A 17247-nucleotide genomic window follows, 5' to 3' on the forward strand; every position below is an offset into this window, starting at 1 on the left:
GTGACAAGGACCGCCGGGTCCGGGACGTATCCCCAGGGGCGCCGGGTCCGGCGTCCCGCTGTTTGGGGCACATTTGCGGCCGGTTCGGGCGCGAAGCGGGAGGTCACGCACGGAAAGCTGGGATTCCCTGCCTCTCCCATCCGAGATTAATCCAAGGTCTGTTAGCCACTGTGGCGGTGGCAGGGAATCCGCTTCCTGGCCTGGCCTTGAAGGTACTGGGGGCCACTAATCGAGTGTCCATTTGAGGAGTCACCATGTTTTCCAAGTCTGTAGATCGGCCCGAGATGCCGGATGGAGCGCGCAGCGCACGCCGGGCTCACCGCCAGCCGATGACAACAACTTCCCGCCGTCTCGCCGCCGTCGTCTCCGGCGCACTGCTGGCCGCCTCCCTGGCGCCGCTGGCCGGCCTTCCTGCCAACGCCGCAACCGCCGGCGTCGGACCCGTTGACGATGCGAACGGTTTTCCCACTTGGTATTCAGACGGAACCGTCAAGCTGCAGCTCTGCTACGAAGCAGGGAAGGGCTGCCTTTCCGAGCCGCCCAACCCGGAGGCGCCCGTTTCCTACCCCGATAACTTCCCTGATGAAGCGTTCTGGTTTGCTGCCTCGGCCGATGTCGGCAGCATCGGTTCCTACGAAGCCGCTCTCGAAGCAGCGCACGCCAATGAAGAAGTCATCGACGGCGATCAGATGGGCTTCGGCCGGCTGCGGTTCCGGTTTGACAGCCTGCAGGCCGGACAGTCGTACACCATCACCCACCCGTACGGCGTCCACACCTTCGAGGCAGACGCCGAAGGGGTGATCAATGAAACCCTGGACGAGGGCTGCGCACCGACCGCGACAACTGCCTGCGATTGGGCAGGAGTCGGTGCGGCCTTCCTGGGGGCTTACACCACCGGTTCCACAGCTACCTTCCTCCAGCAGGTCGGCGCAGAGACCGGCACCATCGGATCCATCGACACGGCACGGACTGTCACGGGAGCCCCGTCGGGCAACAACTTCGTCCAGGTGGTCGGACCGGACGCCGGTGGTCCCGGCGTCGACACGGTGACGGCGAACCTGTTCACGGTCCAGGGCCTGATCGCCGAGGGTACTGAGGCTGGTCCCTCTACACCAGACCTGGCCGCAGCCAGCGACAGCGGCCGCTCCTCGGCCGACAACGTCACCAACGTGACCACGCCGACGCTGACGGGCACGCTGCCGACAGGCACGACGGGACCGGTGGAAGTGAGTGTCAATGGCGGCCCCGCGCAGGCAGCCACAGTGGCTGGTTCCACGTACTCAATTACGCTGGCACCGCTGGCCCAGGGCTCCCACAGCGTACAGGCCCGTGCCGGCGCTGAGAGCTCCGGGACGTTGAGGTTCACAGTGGACACCACGGCGCCGGCAGTTGCCGTCACGGCACCGTTCCCGTCCACGCCCAGCCTGGACAGCACGCCGAGCCTGACCTTCAGCAGCGCTGACCCGCAGGCACGGTACGAATGCCGGCTGCTGCCCACCAACGGCGCGTGGGATCCAACCTGCTCGTCGCCGAAGACCTGGGACGCCCAGACCAACGGCTTCTACACCTTCAGCGTCCGCGCCACGGATGCGGCAGGAAACGTCGGTGTCGTTGCCAACCGGAACGTCCGCATCGGTACGGGCACCGGCGTCACCAGCGTCTCGCAGGACTTCAACGGTGACGGACGTGCCGACATGGTGGCCCGCGACTCCAGCGGGGTGCTGTGGACCTACATGGGCAACGGCTCCGGCAGCTTCCCCACCCGCGTCAGGGTCGGTGCCGGCTGGAACACCATGAATTCCATCAGCGCCACCGGAGACCTCACCGGAGACGGCCGGGCTGACATCGTGGGCCGCGACTCCAGCGGCGTCCTCTGGACCTACCGCGGCAACGGCTCCGGCACCTTCCCGACCCGCGTCAGGGCCGGCGCAGGCTGGAACACCATGAAGACCATCAGCGCAGCCAGTGATGTCACCGGCGACGGACGGAATGACCTGCTCGCCATCGACTCCAGCGGAATCCTGTGGAGCTACAGCGGCAACAACTCCGGCACCTTCCCGTCCCGCATCAGGGCCGGCGCAGGCTGGAGCACCATGGCCATCAGCGCCGCGGGCGACCTCAACCGCGACGGTAACGCCGATCTCGTGGCACGGGATTCCAGCGGAGTTCTGTGGTCCTACATGGGCAACGCCGCCGGCGCATTCCCCACCCGGGTCAGGGCAGGCGCAGGCTGGAACATCATGAACGCCATCAGCGGCGCCGCAGACCTCAACAGCGACGGACGCGATGACCTCGTGGCCCGCGACACCAGCGGCGTCCTCTGGTCCTACATGGGCGACGGTGCCGGCACCTTCCCCAACCGGGTCCGGGTCGGCGGCGGCTGGAACATCATGAATGTGCTCGGCTAAGGGCAACTGCCTCGCACTGTAATAAAGCACCGCACTGTAAAAGCACCGCACATTAAAAGCACCGCCCGCGTACACGCAGTATGCGGGCGGTGCTTTGTCCGTTCTCCTGGAAGCTGCGCCCTCAGCTCCCACCGGGGCCGGCTAGCGCACCACGGCCAGCGCGAAGCCGTCCCAGCCTTTGGATCCTACGGTTTGGATGACGGTGGCATCCAAACGGCTGTCCTCCCCCATCAGCTTTAGCGCACTGAGGATCCCAGGCGCGTTGACCTCGTCCATTGACGGATCCAGCACCGCGCCCTCCCAGACCACGTTGTCCATCACAATGGTGGTGCCGGGCCGGCCCAGCCGCACCGCCCAGTCCAGGTAGCCGGGGTTGTTTTCCTTGTCGGCGTCGATAAAGACGAAATCGAAGGCACCGGCGCCCTCCGCCTCAAGAGCCGCCAGTGTGTCGAGCGCCGCGCCGATCCGGATCTCCACCTTGTGGCCAAGCCCGGCCGCGTCGACGTTCCCGCGCGCCACCTCCGCGTGCTTTGGGAGATATTCACACGTCACCAGCCGCCCGTCGTCGGGAAGCCCCTGCGCCATCCAAATGGTGCTGAAGCCTGCGAGTGTGCCGATCTCCAAAACGCGCCGTGCTCCCGAAGCCCCGACCAGCAGCTTCAGCAGCTTTCCGGCATTCGGTGATACTTCGATCGGCGGCATCCCGGCGTCGGCGGCGGATTGCACAGCGCGCTGCAGCGCGCTGTCGGGATGCACGACGACGTCGGACAGGAACTCTTCTACGGCCACCCACTCGGGCCGCGCCTTATGCTCAAACATGGCCCCAGTCTCCCAGCATCGGAACCGGCGGGCCAGAGTCCCGCACTGCCCTGCCCCTGAGCTGGCGGCATCCTGTGTCATGCCTGTGTCATGCCTGCGGCGGGTCTGTGTCATGCCTGCGGCGGGTCCTTCAGATTCAGGAACGGTCCCCGAGAGCGTCCTCCAGCCGCTCCACTTTTGCCGTCAGTTCGCCTGAGAACCCGGGCCGGATATCGGCTTTGATCACGAGCGAAACCCGGCTGCCGTATTTCCCTACCTCCTCGGTGGCGCGTCTAACCACCGCGAACACCTCGTCCCATTCGCCCTCAATCGTGGTGAACATCGAGTCGGTCTTATTGGGCAGCCCGGAGTCCCTGACAACCCTGACGGCGGCGGCAACAGCGTCATGCACGGAGCCGTCGGCGTCCTCCTTGGTGTAGGCGGCATCGGCAGGAATTCCGGACGGGGCAACTGAAAATGCAAGCAACATAGCCTCAGTCTGGCATGCCGGGAAAGGGGAGCCGGGCGTGCGCTGCGTCATATTTGGAACTACCAATCGGTAACGAAGTCGGCGGGACACCGCGTTGCTAACCTTTTACTTATGAATCTCGCAGTAGAGCGCAAGCCCCTTCGTGCCGATGCTGCCCGCAATGTGGACAAGATCATTAATGCAGCCCGCGAATGCTTCCGGGACCACGGACCCGATGTGCCGCTGCAGACCATCGCCGCCACCGCCGGTGTGGGACCCGCGACGCTCTTCCGCAACTTTTCCGACAAGGAAGAGCTGGTCCTGGCCGCACTGAACCGCCAACTCCGGCTCACCGTTGACCCTGTCATCGACGTCGCCCTGGCAGGCCAGGACGCAGCCGACGGACTGTTCCGTGTCATCGACGCCGTGATGGCTGCGGCGAGCGAGAACGCCAACCTCCTCGGTGCCGTGGCCGGCCGCCGAGACCTGCTGACCGGCATCACGGGGAGCCTCATAGAATCCGTGGGGGTACTCCTGGGCCGCGGCCAGGGGCAGGGCACGCTCCGCACGGACATCTCTTTGACGGATATGGTCCGCCTTCTGGCCATGCTGATCGGTGTCGTTGACACCATGGAGCCGGGCTCCGATGCCTGGCGCCGGCCGGCAGCGCTCGTCGAAGACGCCATTCGCTGGGAGCGGCCGGTCCGCCAGTTGCCTCCCCAGGTCCCGCTGCCGGGCACGCAGTTCGACTAGCCTGACGCCGCAAGCTCGCGGCTCCCGGGGCCGCAGCACGCTTCGTCGGGCTGCGGTTATTCCCTTGCTGCGGCCCGCACAGTAAGCTGGGCAGACCAGTGGTTAGGAAGCCAGCCTCGGGTACAAATACGTTGCACGGAGCACACAATGGCACTCTTAAGGTGTAGTCACGTCCGGCTGGCTGAGTCAGCATGAACCGCTCACAGCTTGTACATTTCATGAGAAATTCCGGCGACCCGGAGGCAACCGTGACAGCGGCCTCCACGGAGGAGCTGGGCCTCATCGCCGACGCGCTTTACCGCAATCTGGACACCCCCAACCCGGTGCTGGGAGCCCAGGACTGGTATGACCTCGCCGTTGAGGAACTGGGCCGGCGGTCGACGCCCGCATCGCCGGACGCATACGGGGCAGCCTGACGGGGCACCAGTAAGACGGGGCACGAGTAATTCGACGCCCTGGTAATTCGGCGTCACCCGCGGGGGGTTAGTGGTGCGTGCTACGAATCCTGGTGCTTGGTGTCCGTCGGCTCCTGCGCCTTCTTGGCGTGGGAACCCTTTTCGGGGCCACCCGCTTCGTGGCCTGCTCCCTCTGCTCCCTTTGTGGAGTGTGTCTTCCCGTGGGCCCCATGCTCGGCTTCGTGGGCGTGCTCCTTGGCTTCCATCAGATGCTGCTGCAGCTTTTCCTCGGCTTCGCGGCGCCGGCGTGAAGTGTCGCGGAGTTCCCTCGTGGCCTGGGAGCCGCTGACCTCGATGTACGGGGCTCCCGATTTCTCGTGGGCATTCCTGTGGGACCCTGATTCCTCCGGGGTTGATTTGTCATTCACTGTGAGTCAGTCCTCTCTGAATTCAACAACACCAGGCTTCATCTCACGGTCTACTCATCCACACCCGGCGTCACCCGTCAATCCGGGGCGTCAGTTCCAGCCCGCAAGCCGCAGCAGGGCTGCAGTTCCCGCCCCTGCGATCACAACCACCAAAAAGGGTGCCCGGAACAGGAGGGCGATCGCGGCCGCAGCCAGCGCGCCGATCCTGGCATCCAGGAGCAGCGACTGGCCCGATGCCACGGCATTGACGATCGTCAGCGAGGCCAGCAGGCCGATCGTCATTGTCCCGGCGATCCGCGACGTCCGCGGATTTTTCAGCAGCGTGGCCGGGACCAGGTACCCCACGAGCTTCCATGCATAGGCGAACAGGCAGGACAGCAACAACCACCCCCAGAGGTTCATCTGGCATCACCCGGCGCGGTTCCCGGTTTTTGATTGCCCTCGTGATGGGGCGGGTGGTGGGCTCCGTGATGGCGCGCGGTGTACGGATCGATGTCAGGCTCCAAGCCTTCATCCTTGGGCCCATGGCTGAACCAACCGATGAGTGCGGCCACTGCCGCAGCTGCGAGGATCGGCACGCCGGCAGGAACAAACGGCACCGCCAGCACCGTGGCGAGCGCGCATACGATGGCGATGGCCACCGGCTCCCGGCCCTTTAAGCGGGGCCACAGCAGGGCCAGGAACGCCGCCACCGCAGCGCCGTCGAGCCCCCACTGCTTGGGGTCGCCCAAGGCGCCCCCGGCCAGGGCTCCGACAGCGGTGAAGACGTTCCACAGCACAAAGATGCCGATGCCGGCTGTCCAGAATCCGCGTTGCTGCTCGGCCGGGTCCGTCTGCCCGGTGCTCGTGGCGGTGGACTCGTCGATGGTCAGCTGGGCGGCTGCGTACTTGCGCCATCCGGTGGGATGCAGCAGCACGTTGAGCTGCATGCCGTAGATTCCGTTGCGCATTCCCAGCAGGGTCGCGGCCCCCATGGCTGCCAGTCCGGATCCTCCGCCGGCCACCACGCCGATGAAGGCGAACTGTGACCCTCCGCTGAATAGCAGCAGGCTCAGGGCCATGGTCTGCCAGAAGTCGAGGCCGGATGTCACGGAGAGGGCGCCGAACGAAACGCCGTACAGTCCCGTAGCCACGCTGATGGAGAGGCCCACGCGAACCGCCGGGGACTCGAGAAGCCGGCAAGGCCAGGTGATGGGCATGGCACCACTCAACCACAGCGGCGCACGGGAACTAAGCCGGCTGCAGCTGGGCCAGAACCCGGGCAGGCCTGTTGGTGGTGATTTCGTGAATCCCGAGTCCGATGCACAGCGCCACGTCACTCTCGGCGTCCACCGTCCACACCCTGAATCTGCGGCCTGAATCCAGCCAGCGGTGCACGATGGGGGCGTGCCTGCGGACATACCCGATGCCGGGGCCGGCAATGCCGACTTCGCCGTCGTTGAGGATCTGTTCGCCTTCAAGCTGGGCCGCCTTCATGACGTTCGCAACGGCGCCGCCCGTCAGCGGGCCAAGCCCCAGTTCCTCGCGGATCGCGGAGACGTTGATGTCGTCCACCAGTTGGCAGATGAATTGGGGCGCTATCGCCTTGCGCAGATGCCGCACGGCATCAGGGCTGAAACTCATGAAGGTGATTCTGATGTTGTCCAGCCGGGATGTCCGCGGGTCCCACCCCTCTGCCCGGAGGACTTCCAGCACCCGGTCCTCCAATTTCAGCTGGTACGGGCTGGGATGCTTCAGTTCAATGGCCAGCCCGATCTCCCGGCCGGAGTCCCGGAGGAGATCCAGCAGGTCGGGGAGGGTGAGGAACTGTTCCGAACGGGCACCGTACGCATCGGGGATGCGGACGCCCTTCCACGACGAGAAGTCCAGCAGACGCAGTTGGCTGATGGTGCGTTCGGCCACCGGCCCGGTTCCGTCCGAGGTGCGGTCCAGGTTGGCGTCGTGCAGCAGAACCACGTGCTGGTCCCGGCTCAGCTGCACATCGCACTCCACGCCGTCGGCCCCGTCGGCAAGGGCCTGTAGGTAAGCCGCCCGTGTGTGCTCGGCGAAATCCGCGCTGGCGCCCCGGTGGGCGTAGACCAAGGGACGCGGCCGGAGTGACTCGTCGGTTGTCATGCTGACACGTTAGCCGACGGCTGCCGGGGAAGCGGGGCTAGGCTGGACACATGCAGGTGAATTCTGAGCCAACCACCCAGCCAGCCGCCCCGGCCTCCGGCCCTACCCGCCCGGCGGGTCCGGCCGCGGTGCCGCACCAGCTCAGCCCCGGAGACGCCGAAAAGGCGGCGGCGCTGCGGAAGATGAAGCTCGTGGCGCTCGCCCTGCTGATCGCCCTGGCAGTGGTGTTCGTGGTGGCGTTTGCGCTGCAGAAGCAGTACCCCTGGCTGGAATATGTCAGGGCCGCGGCAGAGGGCGGCATGGTGGGCGCCCTCGCGGACTGGTTCGCGGTGACGGCCCTGTTCAAATACCCCATGGGTCTGAAGATCCCGCATACCGCCATCATTCCCCGGCGCAAAGACCAGATCGGGGCGTCACTGGGAGAATTTGTGGAAACCAACTTCCTCTCCGAGCAGGTGGTGCAGGACAAACTCGCCAGCATCAACGTATCCGGCAAGGTGGGCCAGTGGCTCGCCGGACCGGGCGGTGCCGAGCGGGTGGCCAAGGAGGGTGCCGCGGTCATCCGTGGCACCTTCAAGGTCCTTAACGACGACGACGTCCAGGCGGTCATTGAAGGCATGGTCCGCAAGCATCTGCTCACCCCGCCATGGGGGCCTCCCGTGGGGCGGATGGCCGAACGGATTTTCGCCGACGGGCACCACCACCATCTCGTGGACCTGCTGGTGGACCGGGCAGCGGACTGGGTGGCCGCCAACCATGAGACAGTCATCCGCCTGGTCACCGACCGCTCTCCGCAATGGGTGCCCGGCTTCGTGGACGGCCTTGTGGGCGACAAGGTCTATCTGGAGATCCTGAAGTTCACCCGTGCAGTGCAGGCGGACCCGCAGCACCAGGTGCGCAAGTCAATCGACAAATACCTCACGGACCTGGCCCAGGACCTGCAGTACGACCCCGCCATGATCGCCCGCGCCGAAAGCATCAAGGCGCAGGTCCTCGGAGATCCGGAAGTCCGCGAACTCGCCTCGCGGACCTGGGCGACCATCAAGAGCGCGCTGCTCAGCGCCGTCGACGATCCCGACAGCGATCTGACCGTGAAATTCAAGGCCGCCGTGCGGGACCTGGGCGCACGGCTGGTCAGCGACGACGAACTGGCCGGTAAGGTCAACGCCTGGATCGGCGACGCCGCCGGCTACCTCGTCCGGACCTACCGCTCCGACATCGCCGGCGTGATCACCGATACCGTGGCCCGCTGGGATGCGGAAGAGACGTCCTCAAAGATCGAACTGCAGGTGGGCAAGGACCTACAGTTCATCCGGATCAACGGCACCGTTGTGGGGTCGCTGGCCGGTTTGGCGATCTTCACGGTGGCGCATCTGGCGTTCGGCTGAGGCCCGTCCGGGCACGCCAACTTTTTCTCCCTTGACAGGGGCGTCGGCCAGGCGCATTTTTGTGGCTACAGTACGCCCCGGCCGTTGGGCCGGCGATCGCTTCCCGGTACCGAGGAAACTCGGCACCGGTGCCGTGTCCCCTCCGTGGAGCTTTGAATGAGGAGCGATGAAGTCCTTACCCTTCACATCGGCGGCGGGCCGGCATGCCCGCTGTGGCCAGCCCTCCCGATGGGCTGGCCTCTTGCTTTCCTGCCTGCTTTTTGCCACAGCCCTGACAGCTCCGGCGGCGGCGGCCGATGTCAACTTCCAGCCCGGGGATCCGGGTCTCGGCGATCCGTACTACCCTCTCGACGGCAATGGCGGCTACGACGTCACCCGTTACTCACTTGATCTCAGCTACGACCCGGATACCGGCGCATTGGCCGGTTCTGCCACCGTCCGCGCCGACGCCACGCAGGACCTCTCGTCGTTCAACCTGGATCTCGACGGACTGGACGTACACGCCGTCACGGTCGATGGAGAGGACGCGACATACACGCGCAGTGAAGGCGAGCTGAAAGTGACGCCTGCAGCCGGCATCCGGAACGGGACGAAGTTCGAGGCGGAAATAGCCTACTCCGGGATTCCGACGCTTCTGCTTGACCAGTTCGGCCCGTCCGGTTTCTTCCATACCGACGACGGCTCCCTGGTGATCGGGCAACCACACGTGGCCGCCACGTGGTTCCCTGCCAATGACCACCCGCTGGACAAGGCGGCATTCACCTTCCGGATCACCGTCCCCGAGGGACGCGAGGTGGTGGCCAACGGGCTGCTTCGCGACCATGTGACGGATGATGGCAAGGCCACTTGGACGTGGCAGGCGGACGAACCCATGGCGACGTACCTGGCGACCGCCAGCGTGGGCCAGTTCGAACTCAGCAAGTACACCAAGGACCGCATCAGCTACGTGGACGCCATCGATCCCGACCTGTTCAGCCCGGTCGTGAAAGCAAAAACGGGCAAGAACTTCGCCTGGTCCCACAGCGGCCTGAACTCCTACACACGCCTCACGAGAACGATCACCATCCCGAAGACCGGCGCAGCCCTCTCCTTCTGGCTGCAACGGAACATCGAAAACGCATACGACTTCACCTTTGTGGAAGCACGCCCGGCAGGCTCCAGCGATTGGACCACGCTGAAGGATGACACCGGACACACGAGCGGCAACCCGGGAATTGCCTGCCCCAACCTCTTGGCATTGCACCCCTTCCTGAGGCACTACCTGACCGACAAGGGCGACGGTAAGTGCACCTCGACCGGTACTACCGGACACTGGTGGGCTGCCACCGGGCCGAGCTCCGGCTGGGAATCCTGGGGGGTCAACCTCAGCCGCTTCGCCGGAAAGAAGCTGGAGGTTTCCATCACCTACGTAAGCGACGGCGTCCTGCCCTTCGACGGCGTGTTCGTTGACGACATCGGCGTCTCTACCGGGGAGGGCACCACGTCCTTCGAGGATGACGGGAACAAGATGGACGGATGGGCCGCTTCAGGGCCGCCTGAGGGGAGCCCGCCCAGCGAGGACAGGTGGACCGCGGGCAGGGAGGCGCCGCCCTCGCTCGGTGGCCGCGCGCAGGCATCCTTCGAGAGGCAGCCCGAAATCATCCGCTTCCTTTCGGAGTACTTCGGCAGTTATCCCTTCAAGGCAGCCGGCGGCATCGTGGATGACCTGGACCAGCTCGGCTTCGCCCTGGAGAACCAGACCAGGCCCATCTACTCCAAGTACTTCTTTGCGGACCAGCTGGGAGCAGACTCGGTGGTTGTCCATGAACTGGCCCACCAGTGGGTGGGAGACGATCTCGCTGTGGAGTCATGGCGTGACATCTGGCTGAACGAAGGCTTCGCCACGTATGCCGAATGGCTCTGGAGCGGGAACGAGGGCAGGGAAACCCCGCAGCAGATCTTCGACTTCTACGCGCGGGCAATCCCGGCCGAGGCCCCGTTCTGGGCAGTCACCATCGGCGACCCCGGCCCCGAGGCCCTGTTTGACCTGGCGGTGTACGCACGCGGAGCCATGACCCTGCACGCCCTTCGCATCCTGGTGGGCGACGAGGTCTTCTTCGACATCCTGAAGGAGTGGACGGAGTCGAACACCGGAGGCAACGTCTCCACCGCTGACTTCATCAAGCTCGCCGAGCGGCTCTCCGGCCAGGACCTGGCCGGGTTCTTCACGATGTGGCTGTACACCCCATCCAGGCCCGGCACGCTGAACTCCGTTGACCGCCAGGCGTTCGGGCAGCAGCGCGCCGCGCCCGGCACGGCACGGATGCTTGAGGAACGGCTGGAATCCGGGATCAAGCCCCGCTAGGGCACTCCCGGGACCGCCGGTCAGGCGAAGGGCTGCATCTCCACTCCGGCCTCCTGGAGGCCGGAGCGGACAGCGGCGGCCATGTCCACGGCGCCGGGTGTGTCGCCGTGGATGCACAGCGAATCCGGGTCAACCCGGACCACCGTGCCGTCCACTGCGACCACCTCGCCCTTCAGCGCCAGGCGAACGGCCCGCTCAACAATAGGCCCGACGTCGTGCAGCACGGCACCGCCCTGCGAGCGCGGCACCAAGGTGCCGTCCGGGAAGTAGGCGCGGTCAACAAAAGCCTCGCGGAAGACGGGGTGGCCCGCTTCGCCGGCGTGCTTCAGCAGTTCCGAGCCGGGCAGTCCGAGAACCGGCAGTCCCTCGTCGTAGGCATGGATGGCGGCGACGACGGCGGCCGCCTGCTCCGCATCATGGAACGTCCGGTTGTACAGGGCACCGTGGGGTTTGACGTAGTCCACCGACGCGCCCACGGCATGGGCCACGCCGTCCAGCGCCCCAAGCTGATACAGGACATCCCCGAACAGCTCGTCAAAGGACATGTCCAGGGACCGCCGCCCGAAACCGGCAAGATCCCGGTAGCCAACATGGGCACCCACAGTGACGTCCAGTTCGAAGGCAGCCCGGCAGCTGTCCAGCATGGTCACAGGATCCCCGGCATGAAAGCCGCAGGCCACATTGGCGCTGGTGACCAGCTGGAACATGGCGGCGTCATCGCCCATGCGCCAGGAGCCGAAGGACTCTCCCAGGTCAGCGTTCAGATCCACCGTTGCCACCTTCGCGCGTCGGGTCCACGGGGGCCGTTGCTTCGGTTGCCGCCGCTGCGCGCAGCTCACCCGGAATGGTATCCGGCATCGGGCCAAACGCTTCCTTTGCGTTGGCCACCACGGCCCGGCCCATCATGAGGTTGCCGGCTCCGCCCACCACCGCTCCGATTCCGAACGGGAGAGCCCTGCCGAAAAGAGCTGTTCCCTGGCGCCTCAGCAGGCTTCGCAGAAATACTTTCTGGATGCGCTCGCGGATGGAGCCGAACCCCGATGACGGCATCCTGCGGGCGATGACGTTCCCCCAGGCCTGCGTGGCGCCCTTGCCCTTGCCGAGTGCCTGGCCGCTCAGTGAGCCGAGCAGGGCCGTCCCTTCTTCGCCGAGCATCACGGCCATGACCATAGTGCTGGCTTTATCGGGGTCGGTCATTCTGATGCCATGGAGTTCAGCCAGCGAGGTCGCATAGAGGGCAGTCGCTTCGAGGAAGGCCACAGTAGCTGCCGCCGAAAGACCCAGCGAAGCAATGGTCCCGACGCCGGGCACGATGGCGGTCGCGCCTACGAGGGCGCCTCCGCCTGTGACGGCGGCCAGGTAGTCCCGTTCCAGCCTGTCGGCAAGCTGCGCGGCGGAAGCACGCGGGTACCGCCGTTGCAGCCTTCGAAGGTTGGCCACCACCAAAGGCCGCTGGATGTTTACAGCCCGCAGCAGCAGATTATGGACGCCGGGCTTGGGATTGCCCTGGGCATCAAACACCGCATTGTGTGCAGTTTCCTGGGCGATTTTCATCGCCGGGTTGCGTCGCTTGGCCATCTTCACCTCTACCTCGGAGCAGCCGACAGCAGGGTGCTGCCGTCTTGCCTTAACACTAGGCCACAGTGCACCCGGACCGCGGCGAAGCTAAACCATCCAGGATTCGGCCACGGCAAGGTACGCGGACGAGGAAGGGCCGCGCGGCCCCGGATACACCGTGGGCGCGCCGGGCCATTCAACACCGAACTCGGACAGCCGGCCTGTACTGCATGGCAGGTAGACGTTGTTCAGGGAGGCGCTGGCAGGCCCGAGCTGGAAGTCGGGTGCGGCAAACTGCCGCCGGTCCAATACGCCGGTGATCTCCAGCGCTGCCCGGCGACCCGTGGCTTTGAATCCGCGCTCAAGGTTTACCTGCACCTCGAATTCGTCCTGCGTGTGGCTGATGCCGTTGAGCGGGAAGCGTGCGGCCTCGGGGAAATAGCGGCTCAACTCGTTGGCCAGGGTTGCGGCGAAGAATTCGTTGGGGCCGTAGCTGCGCCAGCCCTGGAGGGTGGCCACCAGCAAGGCGGTCCCGGTTCCCCACTTGGACCAGTCGGCGACCCAGAAGGAGGCGAAACAGCTGGCCGGTTCACCGGGAAGATGAACCCCGTGGCGGTCTACGGGGTGCAGGGCGAGGCCATAGTTGGCCCCAATCAGCGCCACGCTGCGCCGCCGCGGTGCGGCGGGTGTGTTCCCCATACCCCGAGCCTAACCCGGAGCACCGGTTACCCAACGGAGGTGTCGGGCCTAAACTTGCACCGTGCCACTCCCCCGCGCCCTTCGCCCCTTTGCCCACCGTGAGTACCGCGTGCTGATCGCGGCACTGGCCGTGTCCATCTTCGGCTCAGGCATGTGGGCCGTGGCCATGGTGTATCAGGTCATCCACCTCGGCGGCGGCCCGCTGGAGCTTTCGGTGGTGGCCGCTGCCGGAAGCGTCGGGCTGGTGGCCTTCGTCCTTGCCGGCGGGATCGCCGCGGACCGCTTTCCGCAGCGGCTGCTGATCATCGGTGTGGAGGGCGCCAACCTGGCGGTGATTGCCGGCATCAGCGGGCTGGCTCTGGCGGGCTGGCTCCAGCTGTGGCATCTGATGGCAGGAGCGTTCGTCCTGGGCGTGGGAGCCGCGTTCTTCTTCCCGGCCTACTCCGCGATCCTGCCCCGCATCCTGCCGCCCGGCGACCTGCTGGCTGCCAACGGCATGGAAGGGACGATGCGCCCCATGCTGCAGCAGGCCGCAGGCCCTGCCGTGGCCGGCATCGTCGTTGCCGCACTGTCGCCGTCGCATGCCGTGACGGGTGTGGCCGCATGCCATCTGCTGGCCTTCATCATCCTGAACTTCCTCGGCCAGCACGCCCTCGAGGCCCCGGCCAGCGGTACAGCCCAGGGGCACCACGGCCACGGGGAACCGCAGAAAGCTTCCTTCTTCGGGGAGCTCCGGGAGGGGATCAGCTATACACTGCAGACCCCCTGGCTGCTCTGGACGCTCCTTTGGGCGTGCATCTCGGTCCTTTTCCTGATCGGCCCCATCGAAGTGCTGATCCCGTTTGTCGTCCGCGACCAGCTGAACGGGGACTCCAGGATGTTCGGCTTCCTGCTGGCCGTCATGGGCGTGGGCAGCGCGGTCGCCTCGCTCGTGACCGCCTCCTTCCGGCTGCCCCGGCGCTACCTGACGGTGATGATGGTTTCATGGGGCGCCGGCACGCTCCCTCTGGCCGCCGTGGGAATCATCGACAGCTTCTGGCTGCTGGCCCTGGCGCTCTTCATCTTCGGCGCCACCGGCAGCGTGGGAATGGTGATCTGGGGAACCCTGCTTCAACGGCGCGTTCCGCCGCATTTGCTGGGCCGCGTCTCGAGCCTCGACTTCTTTGTCTCGCTCGCCCTGATGCCCGTGTCCATGGCGCTGGCGGGACCTGCCGCGGAAGTGTTCCCCATCTGGGCCATCTTCCTCTTCGCCGGCGGCGTCTGCCCCCTTATGGCCGTCGTTGCCATGGCTGCCGCCCGGATGCCGGCAGACGAGAGCGCCCACCCGCTGGACCGGCACCACGACGTCGCCGCTGACGCCGACGCCCAACGCTGACAACGGAACCGCACGCAATACCGCAACGCGGGAAACAAAGATGGCCGGCTACCCCAAGGGGTAGCCGGCCATCTGCTGTATCAGGCGAGCTTATCAGGCACGCCTGTATCAGGCGCGTGCCCGCACCACCGGGATGCTTGCCGTGGGAGGGCCGCTCGGGAACACCGTGGGCTCGGGCACCCCGACTGGATCGAGTGCCACGTGGACGGCGTCGGCGCCCACTGCATGGATCCCGCCCCGTACATCGATGTCCAACGGCTCTCCCTCCACAACACGCAGCGTGATGCCGGCGGGGTCGAGGTCCACCGACAGCAGCCGCCCCTGGAGCTTCAGGTGGAACGAGAGGCTGTCCCATTCCGCGGGCAGCCGCGGGTCGAAGTACGGGACAGGGCCCTGGTCCCGGAGGCCGGCGAAGCCGCACACCAGGGAGCTCCACACGCCGCCCGTCGAGGCAATGTGCACGCCGTCGATCGTGTTGCCGTGGGAGTCGTCCAGGTCGATGAACGCCGCATTCGTGAAGTGCTCCAGGGCCGCCTGCGGGTAGCCGACCTCGGCGGCCATGATGCCCTGGACGCACGCGGACAGCGTCGAGTCACCGGTGGTGATGGGGTCGTAAAAATCGAACGCGCGCCGCTTCTCCTCAGAAGTGAACTCCTGCCACTGCAGGAACATGGCGAGCACCGTGTCGGCCTGCTTCAGGACCTGGTGCCGGTAGATCACGAGGGGGTGGAAGTGTAGGAGCAGCGGGTACTTGGAGCGGGGCGTCGTCCAGTCCCAGGGCTCCAGGGTCATGAAGTCGTTGTCCTGCGAGTACACCTGAAAATGCTCGTCGAACGGCAGTTGGATCCTGGCCGCCGCCGCCTCCCAGAGCTGCCGCTCGGCGTCGTCAACCGCCGGGTGGTCCAGCGCGGCCGCGGCCCGCAGGTTAAACCGCGCCATGACGTTGGTGTAGAGGTTGTCATTCACCACGGCCGTGTACTCGTCAGGGCCCGTCACGCCATGGATGTGAAACTGGCCGTCCTTGCCGAAGAAGCCCAGCGACGCCCACATGCGCGCGGTTTCGATCAGCAGGTCCGCGCCCATGCCGCTGCGGAACTCGGCGTCGCCGCTGGCCCACACGTACCTGTTGGCGGCGAAGGCAATGGCCGCGGCAATGTGGAACTGCGCGGTGCCGGCGGCGTAGTACGCGCTGGCCTCCAGCCCGTTGATGGTGCGCCACGGGAAGAGAGCCCCGTCCACGCTGAGCTCTTTGGCCCGGATCTTTGCCTCAGGCAGCATCTCGTGGCGGAACTCCAGTACCTGCCGGGCGCCGTCGGGGTTTGAGTAGGTCAGGTACGGCAGGAGGTAAACCTCCTGGTCCCAGAAGTAGTGCCCCTCGTAGCCGGAGCCGCTGACGCCCTTGGCCGGGATACCGGCAACGCCGGCGCGGGCGGTGGCCTGGGCAAGCTGGAACAGGTTCCAGCGGATGGCCTGCTGCAGCTCGGGCTGGCCGCCCACCCTGATGTCTGTGGTCGCCCAGTAGCCGCGGTAGTGGGTCTCACTTTCCGCGAAGACTTCCGCCACCGTCTTCAGGCCCGCCTCGGCGGCGGCGGCCGGTTCCTGGCCGGCTTCGGCATCCGCCGTGCCCGGCAGGCCCTCGCGGGTACCGCCGGCCACTGAGTAGCTGACGCTCTTCTCAAGCCGGAAGGGCTCATCGGCTCCGACAGCCAGAACGTACCGGACGCTGCTTTCGTCCTGGTCCACCTGGGTGTCGAACGGCTGGTGGCCTGCGGAGGTCCAGTGGTCGACGGCGATTCCCACACGCTGCTTCGACTCTGCGGCTTCCCAGGAGAGACGGAGCGAGCCGTCGCCGCCGTCGAGCTTCACTGGCAGCAGGACGCGGCCGGCGTGCCGGCCGGCCCGGCGCGGATCGTGGGAGGAGTGGTCCTCCACAGGCTGGTCCTGCCGGTTGAGCACGCAAGAGGTGATGTCGGCGGAGACCTGGCGGTCCGCCGAAAGCTCCAGGGAAATGCCGAGGCAGCCCCGGGACTCGAAGCCCACGGCACGGCGCTCCACGGTGGTGACGGTGGCGCCCGAACGGCACTGCCACACGATGCGGCATTCGTAGACTCCCGTGGAGAAGTCGACGGACCGGCGGTAATCCAGCACCGCGGACTCGGCGAGGCTCAGCATCTCGCCGTCGACGATGACCGTGAAGTTGTTGGCATCGGGGATGTAGAGGATGCGCTGGCCGGTGCGGGCGAAACCGAAGGCATTTTCGGCGTGCTTGATGTCCCAGATCTCATGGAACCCGTTGATGAAGCTGCCAGGAAGCTCAGCGTCCGCCGCTGCCCAGTGGGCACCCCTGATGCCCAGATGGCCGTTGCCAAGGGCAAAGAGGGTTTCCAGGGCGCCGGCGTTGCCGGGAGCATGGCTGGTCTCCACGAGCTTCCAGGGGTCGTTGGGGAAGCGGGCGCGGTCAGCAGTAATGAGTGCCATGAGTGGCGTTCCTTTGGCGGTTGGAGGTGCGGCCAGGGTT

At 66.2% G+C, this 17247-nt stretch carries 16 protein-coding genes; 6 read left to right on the forward strand and 10 right to left on the reverse strand.

From position 1 onward, the window contains the following. Positions 1-329 precede the first annotated feature (329 nt). Positions 330-2408 carry a VCBS repeat-containing protein gene (locus AC5RUM_RS01890; RefSeq protein ID WP_494033338.1) on the forward strand — a complete coding sequence of 693 codons (2079 nt, stop codon included), beginning with the start codon at positions 330-332 and terminating at the stop codon, positions 2406-2408. A gap of 141 nt (positions 2409-2549) precedes the next feature. On the opposite strand, the gene AC5RUM_RS01895 is transcribed toward AC5RUM_RS01890, so the two are convergent. Next, positions 2550-3227, reverse strand: coding sequence for an O-methyltransferase (locus AC5RUM_RS01895; RefSeq protein WP_494033339.1), 678 nt, complete (start codon positions 3225-3227; stop codon positions 2550-2552). Between the two features lie 136 nt (positions 3228-3363). After that, positions 3364-3696: a thiamine-binding protein gene (locus tag AC5RUM_RS01900; RefSeq protein WP_494033340.1), complete on the reverse strand. Its 333-nt coding sequence runs from the start codon at positions 3694-3696 to the stop codon at positions 3364-3366. Between the two features lie 111 nt (positions 3697-3807). On the opposite strand from AC5RUM_RS01900, the gene AC5RUM_RS01905 reads away from it, so the two are divergent. Both AC5RUM_RS01905 and AC5RUM_RS01910 read left to right on the forward strand, forming a co-directional pair. After that, complete coding sequence (locus tag AC5RUM_RS01905) at positions 3808-4428, forward strand: TetR/AcrR family transcriptional regulator (RefSeq protein WP_494033341.1); 621 nt, start codon at positions 3808-3810, stop codon at positions 4426-4428. Positions 4429-4646: 218 nt separating this feature from the next. Then, entirely contained in the window at positions 4647-4844 is a 198-nt protein-coding gene (locus tag AC5RUM_RS01910; RefSeq protein ID WP_494033342.1) for a hypothetical protein, read from the forward strand. 80 nt (positions 4845-4924) lie between these two features. Here AC5RUM_RS01910 and AC5RUM_RS01915 read toward each other — a convergent pair whose 3' ends face one another. The 4 genes from AC5RUM_RS01915 to AC5RUM_RS01930 form a co-directional block, all read right to left on the reverse strand. Next, entirely contained in the window at positions 4925-5251 is a 327-nt protein-coding gene (locus tag AC5RUM_RS01915; protein WP_494033343.1) for a hypothetical protein, read from the reverse strand. A gap of 90 nt (positions 5252-5341) precedes the next feature. Continuing rightward, complete coding sequence (locus AC5RUM_RS01920; RefSeq protein ID WP_494033344.1) at positions 5342-5653, reverse strand: AzlD domain-containing protein; 312 nt, start codon at positions 5651-5653, stop codon at positions 5342-5344. Beyond that, a complete protein-coding gene (locus AC5RUM_RS01925; protein ID WP_494033345.1) occupies positions 5650-6450 on the reverse strand; it encodes an AzlC family ABC transporter permease in 801 nt (266 codons plus the stop codon). The genes AC5RUM_RS01920 and AC5RUM_RS01925 overlap by 4 nt, the downstream gene beginning before the upstream one ends. 31 nt (positions 6451-6481) lie before the next feature. Continuing rightward, positions 6482-7366, reverse strand: a complete 885-nt coding sequence (locus AC5RUM_RS01930; RefSeq protein ID WP_494033346.1) for a glycerophosphodiester phosphodiesterase — start codon at positions 7364-7366, stop codon at positions 6482-6484. 50 nt (positions 7367-7416) lie between these two features. Between AC5RUM_RS01930 and AC5RUM_RS01935 the strand changes: the two genes are divergently transcribed. Next, positions 7417-8754: a DUF445 domain-containing protein gene (locus tag AC5RUM_RS01935; RefSeq protein ID WP_494033347.1), complete on the forward strand. Its 1338-nt coding sequence runs from the start codon at positions 7417-7419 to the stop codon at positions 8752-8754. A 166-nt stretch (positions 8755-8920) separates the two neighbouring features. After that, complete coding sequence (locus AC5RUM_RS01940) at positions 8921-11098, forward strand: M1 family metallopeptidase (RefSeq protein WP_494033348.1); 2178 nt, start codon at positions 8921-8923, stop codon at positions 11096-11098. 20 nt (positions 11099-11118) lie between these two features. On the opposite strand, the gene AC5RUM_RS01945 is transcribed toward AC5RUM_RS01940, so the two are convergent. The 3 genes from AC5RUM_RS01945 to AC5RUM_RS01955 all read right to left on the reverse strand — a co-directional run bounded on the left by AC5RUM_RS01945 (position 11119) and on the right by AC5RUM_RS01955 (position 13354). Continuing rightward, the gene (locus AC5RUM_RS01945; protein WP_494033349.1) at positions 11119-11868 is read right to left on the reverse strand and encodes a LamB/YcsF family protein; all 750 of its coding nucleotides are present in this window, start codon (positions 11866-11868) and stop codon (positions 11119-11121) included. Next, complete coding sequence (locus tag AC5RUM_RS01950; RefSeq protein WP_494033350.1) at positions 11852-12676, reverse strand: hypothetical protein; 825 nt, start codon at positions 12674-12676, stop codon at positions 11852-11854. The genes AC5RUM_RS01945 and AC5RUM_RS01950 overlap by 17 nt, the downstream gene beginning before the upstream one ends. Positions 12677-12763: 87 nt before the next feature. Beyond that, entirely contained in the window at positions 12764-13354 is a 591-nt protein-coding gene (locus AC5RUM_RS01955; protein WP_494033351.1) for a hypothetical protein, read from the reverse strand. Between the two features lie 61 nt (positions 13355-13415). Here AC5RUM_RS01955 and AC5RUM_RS01960 point away from each other — a divergent pair, with 61 nt between their 5' ends. After that, complete coding sequence (locus tag AC5RUM_RS01960; protein ID WP_494033352.1) at positions 13416-14729, forward strand: MFS transporter; 1314 nt, start codon at positions 13416-13418, stop codon at positions 14727-14729. Between the two features lie 108 nt (positions 14730-14837). Here the strand turns inward: AC5RUM_RS01960 and AC5RUM_RS01965 are convergent, their stop codons facing one another. Further along, positions 14838-17207 carry a glycoside hydrolase family 65 protein gene (locus AC5RUM_RS01965; protein ID WP_494033353.1) on the reverse strand — a complete coding sequence of 790 codons (2370 nt, stop codon included), beginning with the start codon at positions 17205-17207 and terminating at the stop codon, positions 14838-14840. Positions 17208-17247: the final 40 nt, after the last annotated feature.

This window comes from Arthrobacter sp. B2060 (assembly GCF_059090445.1).